Raw genomic sequence first — 16,438 nt, forward strand, 5'->3', positions numbered from 1 at the left:
GAGTCGATCATGCCGCCCGCGCGAGGACGGTGGTCAGCCCGCGAGTGCGATCACCCCGCGCAGGTCGCGGATGATGCCGGTGATCTCGCCGGTCTCCGGATGCCAACGCGCCAGGGCGGCCGGTTCCAGTCGGAGTAGCACAGCGCCCTTGTTGTCCCAGCCCAGCACGTCGCAGCACCCCTTGGCACGATCCCGGCCCAGGTCGAGCACGTGGAGCACGGCGCCGGTCCGCGCGTCCAGCACGGCCGCTCCCTCGGCACCGTCGATCTCGCTGCTGGTGATCCAGGCGGCCCGGGCCAACCGTTCGCCGTGCAGCCAGCCCCGGCCGTAGAACTCGTTGACCTGGTAGGGAGAGGGCAGCGCCGAGGCGTTGACCGGCTGTTCGGAGCGGAGCTCAGCCTCCCGGGCGGTCCGGCTGCGTAGCTTCAGGCCGGTCCCCTCGCCGTACATGTCGATCAACGGGGCCTCCCGGCCGGCGGCCGGGTCGGGCGCGATCAACTCCCAGGTCGACACGTCGATCGTGCTGGCAGCCCCGGTGACCCGGTCCACCGCGTACGTCCGGTCGTCGCCTCCGACCAGCACCCGGTCGTGCGCCCACACCACCTGCTCCAGGTAGCCGTCGAGCGGTATCCGACGGACGGCCGCCGTGGTGAGGTCGATCATGATCAGCTCTTTGGTCTGCGCGAACGCGGCCGACCTGCCGTCCGGCGACAGCACCCCCGGCTTCAGGGCGGGCGCCTCGTTGCCGCTCGCGTCCCGGGTCGGCGCCAGCGTCACCACGTCCAGGCTGCGCACCACGCGGTCGTCGCCGAGCACCCGGACCGGGCCGTTCGCGTGATACTCCTCGTCCAGTGGCTGGAACAGCGCCAGTGCCCGCTGCACCGGTCGTTCGGAGAGCGGCACGGTGGCCGGGTCGCCGAGCCGGGCCAACGGGTCGGGCGGGAAGGTCAGCTCGGCGGGCGGTTTCTGCACCGGACCCGCATGGGTGGGGTCGGCGGTCGGAGTCACCGTGGGGCCCACCGGAGGGGCTGGATCGGAGGGCGGTCGCAGAGCCGCCACCGTGCCACCGCCGACAAGCAGCACGGCCAGGGCGACCACTCCGGCGGCCCGCCGGGTACGCCGGGTACGCCGAGCCCGCTCCCATCCGGCGGTGGCCGGCTGGCTGGGCAGCACGTCCTCGACGCTGACGGTCAGCAGTCGGCGCAGGTCCTGCTCGTTCACGGGTTCACCTCCAGACCGCTGGGCAGATCGGCCGAGCTTCGGCTCGGTCGGGCATCGCGGGCGAGGTCCGGCGCGACCTCGCGGAGTCGGCGCAGCGCCGCATGACACTGGCTCTTCACGGTGCCGACGGTCACCCCGAGCGCCTCGGCGGTGGCGACCTCGGTCAGGTCCTCGTAGTAGCGCAACACCAGCACGGCCCGCTGCCGTGGTGGCAGCAGGCCCAGCGCGTCGTGCATTGTCAGCCGCAACGCGCCGTCGCGGTCGTGGGCCACCTGGTCCGGCGGAGTTGCGCTGAGCCATTCCCGCCGTCGGCGACGCCACCACGACACCGAGTCGCGGTAGAGGATGGCCCGCACGTACGCGGAGGGGTCGCCGTTGCGGACCGAGGACCAGCGCAGCGCCAGCTTCAGCAGCGCGTCCTGGAGGAGGTCTTCGGCCTGGTGCTGGTTGCCGCAGATCAGGTAGGCCGCGCGGAGCAGCCGGTGCTGGTGGTTCTCCACGAAGGCGAGGTAACCGTCGCGTCCGTCGTTCCTCGTCGGCGCCATCCGCCCCCCTCCCGGCCGTCGCGCTGTACGGGTCATCTGGCAGACGCACGGGGGGTGGGAAAAGGTTGGGTCAGTTCGGTGGCGTTCCGGTCAGATAGCGCTGAAGGGTCGGCGCGATCCAGGCGACCAGCTCCTCCGGCGTGGTGTCCACCATGGGCGGCAGGCGGAGGATGTATCGGGTGAAGGCAAGGCCGAGGATCTGACTGGCCACCAGGCCGGCCCGTCGGGCGGTCAGCACCGGGTCGGTGCCGAACGTGGCCACGGCGGCGGTGAGCTGCTCGGCGAAGATGCCCCGCATGCGTTCGGCCGCGCCGGGATTGGTGCTGGCGGCCCGCAGCAGCGCCACCAGGGTCTCGTCGCCTTCCCAGCGGGCGAGGAAGTGCCGGACCAGCACCTCACCGAGTTGCGCGGACGGCACCGAGGTCAGGTCGGGCAGGCGGAGGTCGAATTCGGCCGCCGCCGCGAAGAGCCCCTCCTTGCTGCCGTAGTAGCGCATGACCATCGACGGGTCGATCTGCGCGTCGGCGGCGATGGCCCTGATCGTGGCGCGCTCGTAGCCGTCCGCCGCGAACCGTTCCCGGGCCGCTCGCAGAATCGCCGCCCTGGTGGCGTCGGAGCGGCGGGGTTGGGTCGACTGAGCGGACGGCGTCATGCCAACGACCGTATGCCAACAACTGTTGACACGCAATGAGAGGGGTCCTACCGTTGCCAACATGCGTTTGCCAACGGGTGTTGGCAACAGTCTTCCGGAGGTGGCCATGCTGCCCACGCACACCGACGTCCTGGTGGTAGGTGCCGGCCCCACAGGTCTCGCCACCGCGTTGACGCTGGCCCGGCGCGGAGTCGAGGTGACAGTGCTGGACCGGTTGGCCGCGCCGCCAACCACCTCCCGCGCCGCCGTCGTGCACGCGTACACCCTTGAGGTGCTGGACCGGATCGGTGCCGCGGCGCCGCTGATCGACCAGGCGGTGCGGACGCCGCGGTTCACCGTGCGTGACCGGGACCGGGTGCTGCTGTCGGTGCCGTTCCACGAGCTGCCGTCCCGCTTCCCCTACGCGCTGCTGGTCTCCCAGGCGGTCACCGAGGCCGTGCTCGCCGAGAAGTTGGCCGAGCTCGGTGTCCAGGTACGACGGCCGTGCCAGCTCACCGGGCTGAGCCGCGCCGGCGCCGGCATGCTCGCGCAGGTCGACGGGGAGACGCTGCGCTCCCGGTACGTGGTCGGCGCGGACGGCCTGCACAGCACGGTCCGGCAGTTGGCCGGCATCGGCTTCACCGGCGGCAGCGACGAGGAGTCCTTCGTGCTCGCCGACGTGCGGGTGCGCAGTGTGCTGCCCCGCGACGAGGCGGCGCTCTTCCTCGCCCGCTCCGGGCCGCTGGTCTGGGCGCCACTCCCCGGCGGGGTGGTCCGGTTGGTCGCCGCCGTGGAGACCGCCCCGGCCGAACCGGATGCGGCCTACCTCCAGGCGCTGCTCGACGAGCGCGGCCCGGCGCGACGACCCGATCGGGTGACCGAGGTGCTCTGGGGCTCCCGGTTCCGGGTGCACCACCGCATCGCCGACACCTTCCGCGCCGGGCCGGTGCTGCTGGCCGGCGACGCCGGGCACGTGCACAGCCCGGCCGGTGGGCAGGGCATGAACCTCGGCATCTGCGATGCGGTAGCGCTCGGCACCGCAGTGGCGGACGTGCTCGACGGTGGCCCGGAGACGCTGCTCGACGACTACAGCGCCCGTCAGCGGCCGATGGCCGAGGACGTGCTGAGCTTCGCCGCCGGGCTGACCAGGATGGCAGCCGTCTCCCCGGCCGGACGGCCGGCCCGGGACGTGCTGCTCCGACTTCTCGGTGCCGTGCCACCGGCCCGCCGGCGGATCGCACTGCGTCTGTCCGGGCTGTCGCACCGCGAACGAACGCCGGGTTAGGCCGCGCGGCTCAGCACACCTGGCGACGCCGGCCGCAGGGTCCGCCACGCGGCGAGTGTGACGAGCGCGAACGTCCCCGCCGCCGCGACCGCCACCGGCACCGTGCCGTACGCCGCAGCGGCCAGCCCGGCGAGCGCCGCCCCGAGCGGTGCGGTGAGCAGACCGACCATCCGCTGCGCCGACCCGACCCGGCCGAGTAGATCGCTCGGCACGTGCCGCTGCCCGTACGACGCCCACAGGCTGTTCCACACCACCGTCCCGGCGGCGAAGACGGCAAGCGCGATCCCGCCCGGCACCGGGTGTCGGGCCAGCGCGAAGCCGGTGAGCGCCACGGTCTCCACGGCCAGCACCGCGCGCAACGCCGGCACCGTGCCGAGCCAGGCGGCGAGCCGACCCGCACCGAGAGCCCCCACCACGCCCCCGACGATGGCGGCGGCGGCGAACAGCCCGTACCCGGCCGGCGGCACCCGCAGCACATCCAGCGCGTAGAGCACCAGCACCGCCATGATTCCGCTGATCGCCAGGTTGCTCGCGGCGGTGAGCACTGTTACCCGCCACAGCGTCCGGTGCGCGCGCAGCCAGCGCAGACCCTCGACGATCTCGCCCCGCACCGAGCCGCGCCGCCGTGCCCTGCCCGCGCCCACCGTGGGAGGCGGGCTGAGAGCCAGCACGAGCAGGGCTGCCGCCGCGAAGGTGAGGGCGTCGAGGGCGAACGGGAGGGCCGGGGCGGCGGCGAACAGGACACCGGCGGCGGGCGCCCCGAGGAAACCACCGGCCACTGCGGACCCCGCCTGGAGCCGGCCGTTCGCCCGGGGCAGCGCGTCCGGCGGCACCAACGCGGGGAGCAGCGCGAACGAGGCGGAGTCGAAGAGGGTGCCCAGCGCGGCGAGCAGAAACGCCGCCACCAGCAGCACCACGACGCTGACCCGGTTCAGCGCGACCACCACGGCCAGCGCCGCCACCACGGCGGCGCGTACCCCGTCGACCACTGCCATCGTCCGCCGACGGTCCCAGCGGTCCGCGTACACGCCGCCGAGCAGGCCGAAGAGCAGCGGCGGCAACTGTCCGGCCACTGTGACCGCCGCGATGACCCGGGGATCGCGGGTCACGGTCGCGGCCAACAGGGCCAGGGCCGGGGTACGCAGCGCGTCCCCGAACCGGGACGAGACGGCTGCGGACCACAGGAGCCGGAAGTCCCGGCCCAGAGCTGAGGGAGTCATGCCGGCGACCGTGCCGGTTCGACCGGGTCGAGGGTCAAGCCGCCGGCAGGAAAGGGGACCGCGCCTGTCGGTGATCATGGGTACGGTGGGCGCCGGCATCGGGACCGGGGAGATCAGGCGTGGACCACACTTTCCAGGTCGACCTACGTGGCGTGGTTGACCTGCTCAGTCATCACCTCTACGGCAGCCCGCGGGTCTACGTCCGCGAGCTGCTCCAGAACGCGGTGGACGCGATCACCGCCCGACGCAGTGTCGAGCCGGGTGCCCCGGCGCTGGTCCGCATCGAACCTCCGGACAGCACCGGCGACGGCACACTGCGGGTGCATGACACGGGCATCGGTCTGACCGAGGCGCAGGTGCACGAGCTGCTGGCCACCATCGGCCGCAGCTCGAAGCGCGACGAGCTGGGCTTCTCCCGGCACGAGTTCCTCGGCCAGTTCGGCATCGGCCTGCTCTCCTGCTTCCTGGTGGCCGACGAGATCCAGGTGCTCACCCGGAACGGCGACAACCCCACGGTGCGCTGGACCGGGTACGCCGACGGCCGCTACGCGGTGACGGTGGCCCCGCCGGAGGCCGCCCGCGCCGAGCCGGGCACCACCGTCACGCTGGTGCCCCGCCGCGACGCTGACCAGTGGTTCACCACCGCGACCGTCACCGACCTGGCCCGGCTCTTCGGCGCGCTGCTGCCGGTCACCGTCCGCGTCGGCGACGTCGTCACCACCACCGGGGAACCGCCCTGGCCGACCACGCCGGGTGCACCGCTGGACCGCGCGGCGCTGATCCGGTACGCCCGGGAGACGCTCGGCGTGGACCCGTTCGACGTGCTGCCGCTGGCAGTGCCGGAGGCCGGGCTGACCGGCGTCGCCGTCATCCTGCCGACCCCGGTGAACCCGGCGGCCCGGGCCGGGCACCGCGTCTACCTCAAGCGGATGCTGCTCACCGAGAACGCCGACGGGCTGCTGCCGGAGTGGGCGTTCTTCGCGCACTGCGTGGTGGACGCGACCGAGCTGCGCCCGACCGCGAGCCGGGAGGCCCTCTACGAGGACACCCTGCTGACGGCCACCCGCGAGGCGCTCGGCGACCAGGTGCGCGGCTGGCTGGTCCGGCTGGCGCGGCACGACCCGCACCGGCTGGCCGAGTTCCTCCAGGTGCACCACCTCGGCGTGAAGGCCCTGGCGCTGCACGACGACGAGATGCTCCGGCTGGTTGACAAGTGGTGGCCCATGGACACCAACGTCGGCACGCTCACCCTCGCCGAGTTCCGTGAGCGCTACGGCGTGGTCCGCTACGCGGCGAGCCTCGACGAGTTCCGTCAGCTCGCCGCGGTGGCCGCCGCGCAGGACCTGGCGGTGGTCAACGCCGGTTACACGTACGACACCGAGCTGATCGAGCGGCTGCCGGTGGTGGACCGCTCGGTGCTGATCGAGCGGCTGGAGCCGAGCGATCTCACCACCCGCTTCGACGCGCTCGACCCGCCTGTGGAGTTGGCGCTGCGACAGTTTCTCGCGGCGGCGCAGCGGGCCGTCGAGCGTTCCGGCTGTGAGGTGGTCATCCGGGCGTACGACCCGGTGTCGCTGCCCGCGCTCTACCTGGTCAGCCGGTCGGCGGCGTTCAACGACCAGCTCGCGGCCAGCCGGGACCGGGCCGACGAGCTGTGGGGTGGAGTGCTCGACGCGCTCGCCGCCACCGCCCCGCCGGACCGTCCACAGTTGGTGCTCAACCACCGCAACCCGCTGGTACGACGGGTGGCCATGCTGAGCGACCCGGAGCTTGTCGGTCTCGCCATCGAGGCGCTGTACGGGCAGGCGCTGCTGCTCGGCCACCATCCGATCCGCGCGGCCGATGCAGCGCTGCTCAACGATTCCTTCCTCGGCCTGCTCGGCCGGGCCGTTCCGGGACGGGAGTGAGCATGAGCGACGAGGATCTGTGGCGGGTGCTGCACGGCATCACCGACATGCCGTACGGGGCGGGGCAGATCGCCGCGCTGGAGCAGTTGCTGCGCCGGGTGGATGCCGCCGACGACCGGCACCTCGCGTTCGTCACCCGGATGCAGGCCACCACCGGCTACATCTACGGCGGTGAGCCGGCGAAGTCCTTCGTGACCTTCTCCTGGTGCCTGTCCGAGTTCGACCGGGACCCGCAGCCCTACCATCAGCGCCATCTGCACCAGTTGCTGTGGCACTTCAAGTACATGGTGTCCGGCCTGCTGAAGTTCCCCGAGGTGCCGCTGGACCGCACGTACGCGGTGCTTGACGACATGGAACGGCGTTACCGGGCCGGCGGGCACAGTCTGCAGACCGTGCACAAGCACCGCTTCCGGGTCGCTGACCACGTGGGCGACGCCGAGGCCGCCGCGCACTGGTACCGGCTCTGGCAGACCACCCCACGCGACGAGCTCTCCGACTGCGCAGGCTGTGATCCGACGAGTCAGGTGGGTTACCTCGCCGACACCGGGCGGGACGCCGAGGCGGTGGCGCTGGCCGAGCCGGTGCTCGCCGGTCGGCTCACCTGCACCGAGCAGCCGCAGGCGATCCTCACCGCGCTGCTCCTGCCGTACCTGCGCACCGGGCGGGCTGCGGAGGCGCGGGACGCGCACCGGGAGGCGTACCGACGGCTGCGTGGCAACCTCGCCGACCTGTGGGATGTCGGCGACCACGTCGAATTCTGCACGCTCACCGGCAACGAGGCACGGGCGGTCGAGCTGGTCGAGCGGCACCTGGACTGGCTGGACCGACCGCCGTCGCCGGCCGCCGCCATGCATTTCGCGGCGACGGCCGCCGCCGCGCTGCGCCAGGTCGGCACGTCGACCGTGTACCGCCGGGCCGCCGAGGGCCGGCCGGCCGCCGAGGTGTCGGCGGCGTCGTTGGCGGACGAGTTGGCCGAGACCGCGACCGGTCTGGCCGGCCGCTTCGACGCCCGTAACGGCACCACCCACCAGTCGGAGTGGATCGCCCGCCGGCTGGCCGTGCAGGCGAGCGGGGAGCATGTGCCGCTGTCGGCCAGCGTCCGCCGCCGTCCGACCCGCCCAACCCGGCCGGCCGGGGACGAGCCGATCGCCGGGCCGGGCACACCGGCATCGCCCGCCGATCGGGTGCTGACCCGCAAGGGTGGACGACCCGCAGTGACAGTGCCCGCCGACGCCGGCCCGGACGACCTGCTGGACCTCGCGGAGCAGGGCTGGGGCCGGCACGACCGGGCCACCTTCCGGGCGGCGCTTGTCGCCTTCGACGACCGGTTCGGCTCCGCCGAGCTGCCCGCACGCACGTCCGCACACCGGCTGGCGCTGCGGGCGTCGGAGCGCGGCGACGAGGACGACATCGAGGGTGCCGTCAAGCTGAACCGGGCGGCGTTGGAGCTGTACCGGGAGGCGGGCGAGGAGGTGCCCGCCCAGACGGTCGCCGGGCGGCTCGGCGTGCTGTTGACCCGGTCCGACGAGGCCGGCGAGGAGGGTTTGCTGCTGGTCCGCGAGGCGGCCGAGGTCCTCGACCGGCTCGGCGACGCCCGACAGCGGGCGGCCGGACACGACCGGGTGGCGTTGGCGCTGCTGCACCGCGAGCGTTGGGCGGACGCGCTCGCGGCGCTCGACCGGGTGCCGGCCGACGCGGGCGGCGACAGGCACCTGGCGGCCCGGATCGCGCTGCACCGGGGGCACCTGCTGGAGCAGTTGGACCGCATCGAGGAGGCCCGCGCCGCCGTCGACGAGGCTCGTCGGATCGGCCGGGAGCTGGGCGTCGGCGAGGTGATCACTGGTGCCTGCCTGGCGTACGCGCGGCTGGTCGATGATCCGGCGGACGCGGTGGCCGCCTGCGACGAGGCGTTGGAGGCGGCACCGGCGGACGCGGAGCTGCCGGTCCGGGTCGCCCGTGCCCGGGCGTTGCTGTCGGCCGGCCGGGCCGTCGACGCCGTTGACGACTTCGTCGAGGCGGTGACGCTGTGCGTGGAGCGGGGCGCCGAGGGGGACGCGTTCCTGCGGTGGGAGCTGGCGAACGCGTACCGGATGGTCGGCCGGCTCGCCGAGGCCGCCGAGGTCGCCGAGGAGGCCGTGCTCGGTCTGGATCGGCTGGGCGCCCAGGCGGAGGCCGACCGTTGCCGACACCTGCTGGCCGGCGTCTACGCGGGGCTTGGCGAGATCGACCCGGCGTTGGCCTTGCTGGAGCAGCTGGCCAGAAATTTGGATGGACCGGACAACCTCCCGCACCGGGCGCAGGTGCTGGAGGAGGCCGGCGGGATCCTCTACGACGCCGACCGGGACGCGGCGGCGGGCGAGCGGTTCGCCGCCGCGGCTGAGGCGTACCGGCTCGGCGACCTGCCGTTGGACGAGCTGCGCGCCCGCCGGCGGGCGACGTACGCCTGGTTCTGGGCCAACGACCGGGACGCGGCGCTGCGCGCCGTCGAGGTGGTGGACGGGTTGGCGGCGAAGCTGGCCGGGCAGTCCGAGCCGCCGGTGCTGTACGAGCTGGCGATGGCGGCCGAGGCCGGAGCGCGGGTGCTCACCGGGGAGGACCGGCTGGACGAGGCGTTGGGCCGGCTGACCGGGGTGCCGGACAGGTTGCGGTCGATCGAGGCGTTCGGTGAGGCCGCCCAGGTGGAGGCCCTCATCGGTGAGCTGCTGCTGCGCCTGGAACGGCCGGCCGAGGCGGAGCCGCTGCTGCGCCGCGTACTCGGTGGGCTGCCGGCCTCCTCGCGGCAGGTCCGCCAGACGGCCTGGCTGCTGGCTCGTGCGCTGGACCTGCTCGATCGGCCCACCGAGGCCGCGGCGCTGCGCGAGGAGCACGACCTGGACGAGGACGACTGACCCTCGCTGGCCGCCCCTGGCCAGGTCAGGGGCGGCCCGGCCCGGGGGCGGACGGTACTGACCGGCAACCATCGGGGCGTCCTCGCGGTCTAGGCTTGCCGGGTGACGGTGGAGCAGCAGGCACGGGGTGCGGCGGGTGCGGGCCGGCGCAGGTCCCGCAAGGACGAGATCCTGGAGATCGCGGTAGGTCTGTTCGCGGCGCGTGGCTACCACGGCGTGTCGATGGACGACATCGGCGCGGCCGCCGGGGTCACCGGTCCGGCGCTCTACCACCACTTCGCCGGCAAGGAGGCCATGCTGGCCGCCGCGCTGATACCGGTGAGCGAGGGGTTGCTGGCCGGTGGGCGGGAACGCGCCGCGGGGCGTTCGGACGACCCGCGCGGCGTACTGGAGTCGCTCATCGACTTCCACGTCGAGTTCGCGCTGGCCAACCCCGCGGTGATCGCGTTGCACCTGCATGAGCTGGACCGCCTGCCCGAGGAGCCACGGCGGCGGATCCGCCGCCTGCAGCGGCTCTACGTCGAGGAATGGGTGACAGTGCTCACGGCGCTGCACCCGGGCATGCCCGACGGTGAGGCGCGGGTGCTCGCGCACGCCGCGTTCGGCCTGATGAACTCGACCCCGTTCCTCGGTGGTGAGGTGGACCGGCGACGCCGCGCCGAGCTGCTGCGCGGCGCGACCCTGGCCGCGCTGCTCGCCTGAGCCGACCCGATTGCTGGCCTGAGCCGACTCGTCAGAAGCGTGCCGGTCATGATTCCCTGACATCGTCCCACCATCCGGACGCCGGGAGGAAACATGATCGAGTCACTGCTTGTCGCCAATCGGGGCGAGATCGCACGCCGGATCATCCGCACCGCCAAGCGGCTCGGCATCCGCGCGATCGCTGTGCACTCGGAGGCCGACGCTGACCTGCCGTTCGTCGCTGAGGCGGACGAGGCGGTCCTCATCGGCCCACCGAATCCGGCGCTGAGCTACCGCAACACCGAGGCGATCCTCGCCGCCGCGAAGTCGACAGGTGCCCAGGCCATCCACCCCGGGTACGGCTTCCTGTCGGAGAACGCCGAGTTCGCCCGTACCGTCGAGGCGAGCGGCCTGGTCTGGGTCGGGCCCGGCGCGGACGCGATCACCGCGATGGGCGACAAGATCAATGCCCGGAACCTGATGGCGGCGGCCGGCGTTCCGGTCGCGCCCGGCACCGCCGACCCGGCCGCCGACCTGGACGCGGCTGTCACTGCCGCCGCCGAGATCGGCTACCCGGTGATGGTCAAGGCCGCCGCCGGCGGTGGCGGTATGGGCATGGGCGTCGCCGTCGACGAGGCCGCGCTGCGCACCGAGTACGACAAGGTGCGCGCGTTCGCCGAGCGGATGTTCGGCGACGGTTCGGTGTTGATCGAGCGGTACTTTCCCCGGGTACGGCACGTCGAGGTGCAGATCCTCGGCCTGACCGACGGCCGGGTGGTGGCGCTCGGCGAGCGGGAGTGCTCGGTGCAGCGGCGCAACCAGAAGCTGGTCGAGGAGTCCCCGTCCCCGGCGGTCTCGCCGGAGCTGCGAGCCCGTCTCCTGGCAGCGGCGGTGCGTGCCGGCGAGGCGGTCGGCTATCGCAACGCGGGCACTGTGGAGTGCCTGTTGGTCCCGCGTCAACGGGACGCTGCTGGCGCTGCTCCCGGTTCCGAAGACTTCTTCTTCCTGGAGATGAACACGCGGTTGCAGGTGGAACACCCGGTGACCGAGTACGTCTACGGCATCGACCTGGTCGAGGAGCAGTTGCGGGTGGCCTCCGGGCTGACGCCGACCTTCGACCCGGACGCGTTGACCCCGCGAGGCCACGCCATCGAGATGCGGATCAACGCGGAGGACCCGAAGCGCTTCCTGCCCGGCCCCGGTGTGATCAGGACGTGGGTGGAGCCGACCGGTGAGGGTGTCCGGGTGGACTCCGGCTACACCGAGGGCAACACGGTTACCCCGTTCTACGACAGCCTGCTGGCCAAGCTGATCGTCAGCGGCGCGACCCGTGCGGAGGTGCTCGATCGCGCGAAGGAGGCGGTGGCCGCCTTTCAGATCGAGGGCCCGAAGAACAACGTCCCCTTCTTCGCCGAGCTGCTGACCAACGATGAGTTCCTCTCCGGCGCCTACGACACCGGCATCGTCTCCCGCATGCGCTGACCCCTTCTTGATCAACAGGAGGGTGGCATGCTGGGAGGACCCCCCAAGCACCGCTTCGTCACAGTGAGGTGACCCCTTATGGCGGACCTGCCAGATTCCGTCTCGATCCGCGAGGTCGGGCCACGGGACGGGTTGCAGAACGAGGACCCGATCCCTACCGACGCCAAGGTGCGGCTGCTCGACGCCCTCTCGGCAACCGGCGTGCGCCGAATCGAGGCGGTGTCGTTCGTGCACCCCAAGGCGATTCCGCAGATGGCAGACGCCGACGAGGTGTGGCAGCGCGCGGTCAGGGCCGACGGGGTGCGGTACTCGGCGCTGGTGCCGAACACCCGGGGCGCCCAGCGGGCCCTCGCCGCCGGATTCACCGAGATCGAGGTGGTGGTCTCGGCCAGCGACACGCACAACCGGCGCAACGTCAACCGGTCGACCGACGAGTCACTTGACGACATCGCCGAGTTGATCGACCTGCTGCACGGTGCCTCGGCGCGGGTCGAGGTGATCGTGGCAACCAGCTTCGGCTGCCCGTACGAGGGGGACATCGACCCGCAGCGCGTTGCCGGCATCGTGGACCGGGTGGTCCGCGACGGCGCGGACCGGGTGGCGTTCGGTGACACCACAGGCATGGGCACCCCGCGCCGGGTCCGCGAGCTGCTGACCGCGGTACGCGAACGCAACGCGCACGTGCCGGTCCTGCTGCACTTCCACAACACCAGGGGTACGGCGTTGGCCAACCTGCTGACCGCGCTGGAGCTGGGGGTTACCGAGTTCGACGCCAGCGTCGGTGGCCTCGGTGGCTGCCCGTACGCGCCGGGGGCCAGTGGCAACCTGGCCACCGAGGAGGCCGTGCACATGCTGCACGACATGGGCATCGACACGGGCATCGACCTGGCGGCCCTGATCGAGGCGGCCGAGTTGGCCGAGGAGTTGCTCGGGAAGAAGCTGCCGTCCGGTGTGCTGCGGGCCGGCCCGCGTACCCGGCTGACGCCGCTGCCGAGCTGAGCACGCGACGAAGGGGCCGGCGCACGCGCCGGCCCCTTCTGCCTGCCAGGTCGGTCAGCCCACCGGGGTGAGCACGCTCGGCCAGCTGTCACGGAAGATGTCCGCGCTGCGGTCGGTGGCGCTGAACGTGCCGGCGAAGAGGTTGCTGACCCGGTTCGCCTCGGCGGTGCTCGGGTACGGGTTGGTGCAGCTGGTGCCGGCGCTGCCGCCGGACATCAGCAGCGAGCAGTTCCCGTTGTAGTTGTCCGGTAGGCCGAGGATGTGCCCGATCTCGTGGGTCATGATCCGCAGTGGGCTGTACTGCGCGGCCTGCTGGGTGTCGATGTAGACCCGGCCGTTGCCGAGGCTGGTCCGCTGGGCGTACGAGCCACCGCCGGTGATCTGGTAGATGCGCAGGTTGGAGCCGCAGTTGGCGGAGAGCGTCAGGTTGACCGTGGCGTTGTTCCAGATCGAGGCGGCCTGGTTGGCGATGCCGGCGTAGCTGCCCGCCTGGCTGGTGTTGTAGCAGATGGTCATGGCGGCGGACGCGGGCGCGGGGTTGGCGACCGTGACACCGACGGTGGCGAGTGCCGTCGTGAGCATCGCGACCGCGAGCCGACTGAGTCGTGAGGTCATCGCTGACTCCAATCCGGGAGGAGGGGGTGTCAGGAGCCTAGCGATATGTATTCATGTTTTTCAATGTCTTGTTCTCGGCTCGGCTGTCTGGTTCGCTCGTAGGTCGCCGACAGTCGTGCTGATGCGCTAGCCTAACGATCGTTCAGGTCAGTATGGCGGAGGAGTCGGCGTGACGCTCGACGGTGAGGCACTGGAGCAACTGCGCAAGCGGGCCCGGTCCGGCGGTGCGGACAAATACCACGCGGCCAACGCGGCCAAGGGCAAGCTCTTCGCCCGTGAGCGGGTCGCGCTCCTGGTCGACGAGGGCTCCTTCGTCGAGGACGGCATCTACGCCAACGCCCTCGCCGACGGGCTGCCCGCCGACGGCGTGGTCACCGGCACCGCCACCATCGACGGCCGGCAGGTCTGCCTGATGGCCAACGACTCCACCGTCAAGGCCGGCAGTTGGGGCGCCCGCACGGTCGAGAAGATCATCCGAATCATCGAACGCGCGTACTCCACGAGCGTTCCGATGGTCTACCTGGTCGACTCGGCAGGCGCCCGGATCACCGACCAGGTCGACCTCTTCCCCGGCCGGCGCGGCGCCGGCAAGATCTTCTGGAACCAGGTCCGCGCCTCCGGCTCGATCCCGCAGGTGTGTGCGCTGTTCGGTCCGAGCGCCGCCGGCGGGGCGTACATCCCGGCGTTCTGCGACGTGGTGGCTCTCGTCGACGGCAACGCGAGCATGTATCTCGGCTCCGACCGGATGGTCGAGATGGTCACCGGCGAGAAGACCACCCTGGAGGCGATGGGCGGGGCCAAGGTGCACACCGCCGAATCCGGCGTCGGGCACTTCCTCTGCAAGACCGAGGCCGACGCGCTCGACGTGGTGAAGACCTACCTGTCGTACCTGCCGGCGAACTGGACGCAGGCCCCTCCGACCGCTCCGGCGGTCGCCGCGCCCGCGAAGGCCGACCTGGCCGCGCTGGTGCCGGCCAGCGAGCGGCAGGCGTTCGACATGCGGCGGTACGTCAAGGGCCTGCTCGACGAGGGTTCGTTCTTCGAGATCCAGGCGCTCTGGGCCAAGGAGTTGACAATCGGCTTCGGCCGTCTCGACGGTCAGGTCGTCGGCGTGGTCGGCAACAACTCGATGTTCAAGGGCGGCGTGCTCTTCGTTGACTCGGCCGACAAGGCCACCCGGTTCGTGCAGCTCTGCGACGCGTTCAACGTGCCGCTGCTGTTCCTCAGCGACGTACCCGGCTTCATGGTCGGCAGCGCGGTGGAGAAGCAGGGCATCATCCGGCACGGCGCCAAGATGATCACCGCGATCTCCGAGGCGACGGTGCCGAAGATCTGCGTGGTGGTCCGCAAGGCGTACGGCGCCGGTCTCTACGCGATGGCCGGCCCCGGGTTCGAGCCGGACGCCACCATCGCGCTGCCGACCGCGAAGATCGCCGTGATGGGCGCCGAGGCCGCCGTGAACGCGGTCTACGCCAACAAGATCGCCGCCATCGCGGACGAGGACGAGCGAGCTGCCTTCGTCGCCGCCAAGCGAGCCGAGTACGAGCAGGACATCGACGTCGTCCGGCTCGCCAGCGAGCTGGTGGTGGACGCCATCGTCGAGCCGCACGACCTGCGCACCGAGCTGGTCCGTCGATTCGCGGCGGCGCGGACGAAGGATCGGCACTTCTCCCGCCGTCGGCACGGCGTCACCCCGGTCTGACCATCGACTCAGGCCCGCACAGCGACCCGCCCTCGGCGTCACGAGCGTCGAGGCGGACCGTCCTTACAGGAGGATGAGATGGACTTCCGGCTCACCGACGAACAAGCGGCGCTGCGCGAGAGCGTGCGGGAATTCGCCCGGGAGGTGGTCGCCCCGGTCATCGCCGAGTACTACGAGCAGCACACCTTCCCGTACGAGGTGATCCGGCAGATGGGCAAGATGGGCCTGTTCGGCCTGCCCTTCGACGAGGAGCACGGCGGCATGGGCGGCGACTACTTCGCGCTCTGCCTGGCCCTGGAGGAGTTGGCCCGGGTCGACTCCAGCGTGGCCATCACGCTGGAGGCGGCGGTCTCGCTCGGCGCGATGCCGATCTACCGCTTCGGCACCGAGGAGCAGAAGGCGACCTGGCTGCCCCGCCTGCTCAGCGGCGAGGCGCTGGCCGGCTTCGGTCTCACCGAGCCGGGCACCGGCTCGGACGCCGCCGGCACGCAGACGCGGGCGGTGCTGGACGGCGAGGAGTGGGTGATCAACGGGTCGAAGGCGTTCATCACCAACTCGGGGACCGACATCACGGCCATGGTCACGGTCACCGCGGTAACCGGCACGAACCCGGACGGCTCCAAGGAGCTGTCGACGATCATCGTGCCGACCGGCACGCCCGGGTTCTCCGTCGCGCCCGGCTACTCCAAGGTGGGGTGGACCGCCTCGGACACCCACGAGCTGACCTTCGACGACTGCCGGGTGCCGGCCGCCAACCTGCTCGGCGCCCGGGGTCGGGGCTTCGCGCAGTTCCTGCGAATCCTCGACGAGGGCCGGATCGCCATCGCCGCGCTGGCCGTCGGCCTCGCGCAGGGTTGTGTCGACGAGTCGATCAAGTACGCGAAGGAGCGGCACGCCTTCGGCAAGCCGATCGGCGCCAATCAGGCCATCCAGTTCAAGATCGCCGACATGGAGCTGAAGGCGCACACCGCTCGGTTGGCCTACTACGACGCCGCCGCGCGGATGCTTGCCGGCGAACCGTTCAAGAGGCAGGCCGCCATCGCGAAACTGCACGCCAGCACCATCGCGGTGGACAACGCCCGGGAGGCCACCCAGATCCACGGCGGGTACGGCTTCATGAACGAGTACCCGGTGGCCCGGTTCTGGCGGGACTCCAAGATCCTGGAGATCGGCGAGGGCACCAGTGAGGTGCAGCGCATGATCATCGCTCGGGATCTGGGTCTCTGAGTGGTCCAGCCGAACTGATCCGCCAGTCGTTCCGG

The 16,438-nt window shown here is 71.9% G+C and carries 13 protein-coding genes; 8 read left to right on the top strand and 5 right to left on the bottom strand.

The window, feature by feature from the left end; translation table 11 throughout:
- Positions 1 to 33: 33 nt before the first annotated feature.
- From ACQP0U_RS00205 to ACQP0U_RS00215, 3 genes are all read right to left on the bottom strand, one after another.
- Positions 34 to 1,221: a hypothetical protein gene (locus ACQP0U_RS00205; RefSeq protein ID WP_433314650.1), complete on the bottom strand. Its 1,188-nt coding sequence runs from the start codon at positions 1,219 to 1,221 to the stop codon at positions 34 to 36.
- Positions 1,218 to 1,766, bottom strand: a complete 549-nt coding sequence (locus ACQP0U_RS00210; protein WP_433314656.1) for a SigE family RNA polymerase sigma factor — start codon at positions 1,764 to 1,766, stop codon at positions 1,218 to 1,220. The genes ACQP0U_RS00205 and ACQP0U_RS00210 overlap by 4 nt, the downstream gene beginning before the upstream one ends.
- Positions 1,767 to 1,836: 70 nt before the next feature.
- Positions 1,837 to 2,418: a TetR family transcriptional regulator gene (locus tag ACQP0U_RS00215; RefSeq protein ID WP_433314659.1), complete on the bottom strand. Its 582-nt coding sequence runs from the start codon at positions 2,416 to 2,418 to the stop codon at positions 1,837 to 1,839.
- Between the two features lie 61 nt (positions 2,419 to 2,479).
- Here ACQP0U_RS00215 and ACQP0U_RS00220 point away from each other — a divergent pair, with 61 nt between their 5' ends.
- Positions 2,480 to 3,682: an FAD-dependent oxidoreductase gene (locus ACQP0U_RS00220; protein ID WP_433314662.1), complete on the top strand. Its 1,203-nt coding sequence runs from the start codon at positions 2,480 to 2,482 to the stop codon at positions 3,680 to 3,682.
- On the opposite strand, the gene ACQP0U_RS00225 is transcribed toward ACQP0U_RS00220, so the two are convergent.
- A complete protein-coding gene (locus ACQP0U_RS00225) occupies positions 3,679 to 4,902 on the bottom strand; it encodes an MFS transporter (protein ID WP_433314664.1) in 1,224 nt (407 codons plus the stop codon). The genes ACQP0U_RS00220 and ACQP0U_RS00225 overlap by 4 nt on opposite strands.
- Positions 4,903 to 5,021: 119 nt before the next feature.
- On the opposite strand from ACQP0U_RS00225, the gene ACQP0U_RS00230 reads away from it, so the two are divergent.
- The 5 genes from ACQP0U_RS00230 (at position 5,022) to ACQP0U_RS00250 (ending at position 12,859) form a co-directional block, all read left to right on the top strand.
- Positions 5,022 to 6,809, top strand: coding sequence for an HSP90 family protein (locus tag ACQP0U_RS00230; protein WP_433314667.1), 1,788 nt, complete (start codon positions 5,022 to 5,024; stop codon positions 6,807 to 6,809).
- A 2-nt stretch (positions 6,810 to 6,811) separates the two neighbouring features.
- Positions 6,812 to 9,697 carry a hypothetical protein gene (locus ACQP0U_RS00235; protein WP_433314670.1) on the top strand — a complete coding sequence of 962 codons (2,886 nt, stop codon included), beginning with the start codon at positions 6,812 to 6,814 and terminating at the stop codon, positions 9,695 to 9,697.
- A gap of 102 nt (positions 9,698 to 9,799) precedes the next feature.
- Entirely contained in the window at positions 9,800 to 10,399 is a 600-nt protein-coding gene (locus ACQP0U_RS00240; RefSeq protein WP_030331931.1) for a TetR/AcrR family transcriptional regulator, read from the top strand.
- A gap of 93 nt (positions 10,400 to 10,492) precedes the next feature.
- Positions 10,493 to 11,860, top strand: a complete 1,368-nt coding sequence (locus ACQP0U_RS00245; protein WP_433314673.1) for an acetyl-CoA carboxylase biotin carboxylase subunit — start codon at positions 10,493 to 10,495, stop codon at positions 11,858 to 11,860.
- A 78-nt stretch (positions 11,861 to 11,938) separates the two neighbouring features.
- On the top strand, positions 11,939 to 12,859 hold the full coding sequence (locus ACQP0U_RS00250) for a hydroxymethylglutaryl-CoA lyase (RefSeq protein WP_433314676.1): 921 nt from the start codon (positions 11,939 to 11,941) through the stop codon (positions 12,857 to 12,859).
- Positions 12,860 to 12,913: 54 nt separating this feature from the next.
- Here ACQP0U_RS00250 and ACQP0U_RS00255 read toward each other — a convergent pair whose 3' ends face one another.
- On the bottom strand, positions 12,914 to 13,474 hold the full coding sequence (locus tag ACQP0U_RS00255) for a snapalysin family zinc-dependent metalloprotease (RefSeq protein ID WP_433314679.1): 561 nt from the start codon (positions 13,472 to 13,474) through the stop codon (positions 12,914 to 12,916).
- Positions 13,475 to 13,643: 169 nt separating this feature from the next.
- Here ACQP0U_RS00255 and ACQP0U_RS00260 point away from each other — a divergent pair, with 169 nt between their 5' ends.
- On the top strand, positions 13,644 to 15,176 hold the full coding sequence (locus tag ACQP0U_RS00260) for an acyl-CoA carboxylase subunit beta (protein ID WP_433314682.1): 1,533 nt from the start codon (positions 13,644 to 13,646) through the stop codon (positions 15,174 to 15,176).
- Positions 15,177 to 15,254: 78 nt separating this feature from the next.
- Positions 15,255 to 16,403: an acyl-CoA dehydrogenase family protein gene (locus ACQP0U_RS00265; RefSeq protein WP_433314685.1), complete on the top strand. Its 1,149-nt coding sequence runs from the start codon at positions 15,255 to 15,257 to the stop codon at positions 16,401 to 16,403.
- The last annotated feature ends 35 nt before the right edge of the window (positions 16,404 to 16,438 follow it).

Origin of the sequence: Micromonospora sp. CA-269861, assembly GCF_050948505.1 — a bacterium.
Lineage (GTDB): Bacteria > Actinomycetota > Actinomycetes > Mycobacteriales > Micromonosporaceae > Micromonospora.

Bases quoted from the DNA above. Each gene is read 5' to 3' on its own strand.
- ACQP0U_RS00210 (WP_433314656.1), bottom strand. From the start codon at position 1,766: ATGGCGCCGACGAGGAACGACGGACGCGACGGTTACCTCGCCTTCGTG.
- ACQP0U_RS00215 (WP_433314659.1), bottom strand. From the start codon at position 2,418: ATGACGCCGTCCGCTCAGTCGACCCAACCCCGCCGCTCCGACGCCACC.
- ACQP0U_RS00220 (WP_433314662.1), top strand. From the start codon at position 2,480: ATGCGTTTGCCAACGGGTGTTGGCAACAGTCTTCCGGAGGTGGCCATG.
- ACQP0U_RS00225 (WP_433314664.1), bottom strand. From the start codon at position 4,902: ATGACTCCCTCAGCTCTGGGCCGGGACTTCCGGCTCCTGTGGTCCGCA.
- ACQP0U_RS00235 (WP_433314670.1), top strand. From the start codon at position 6,812: ATGAGCGACGAGGATCTGTGGCGGGTGCTGCACGGCATCACCGACATG.
- ACQP0U_RS00245 (WP_433314673.1), top strand. From the start codon at position 10,493: ATGATCGAGTCACTGCTTGTCGCCAATCGGGGCGAGATCGCACGCCGG.
- ACQP0U_RS00250 (WP_433314676.1), top strand. From the start codon at position 11,939: ATGGCGGACCTGCCAGATTCCGTCTCGATCCGCGAGGTCGGGCCACGG.
- ACQP0U_RS00255 (WP_433314679.1), bottom strand. From the start codon at position 13,474: ATGACCTCACGACTCAGTCGGCTCGCGGTCGCGATGCTCACGACGGCA.
- ACQP0U_RS00265 (WP_433314685.1), top strand. From the start codon at position 15,255: ATGGACTTCCGGCTCACCGACGAACAAGCGGCGCTGCGCGAGAGCGTG.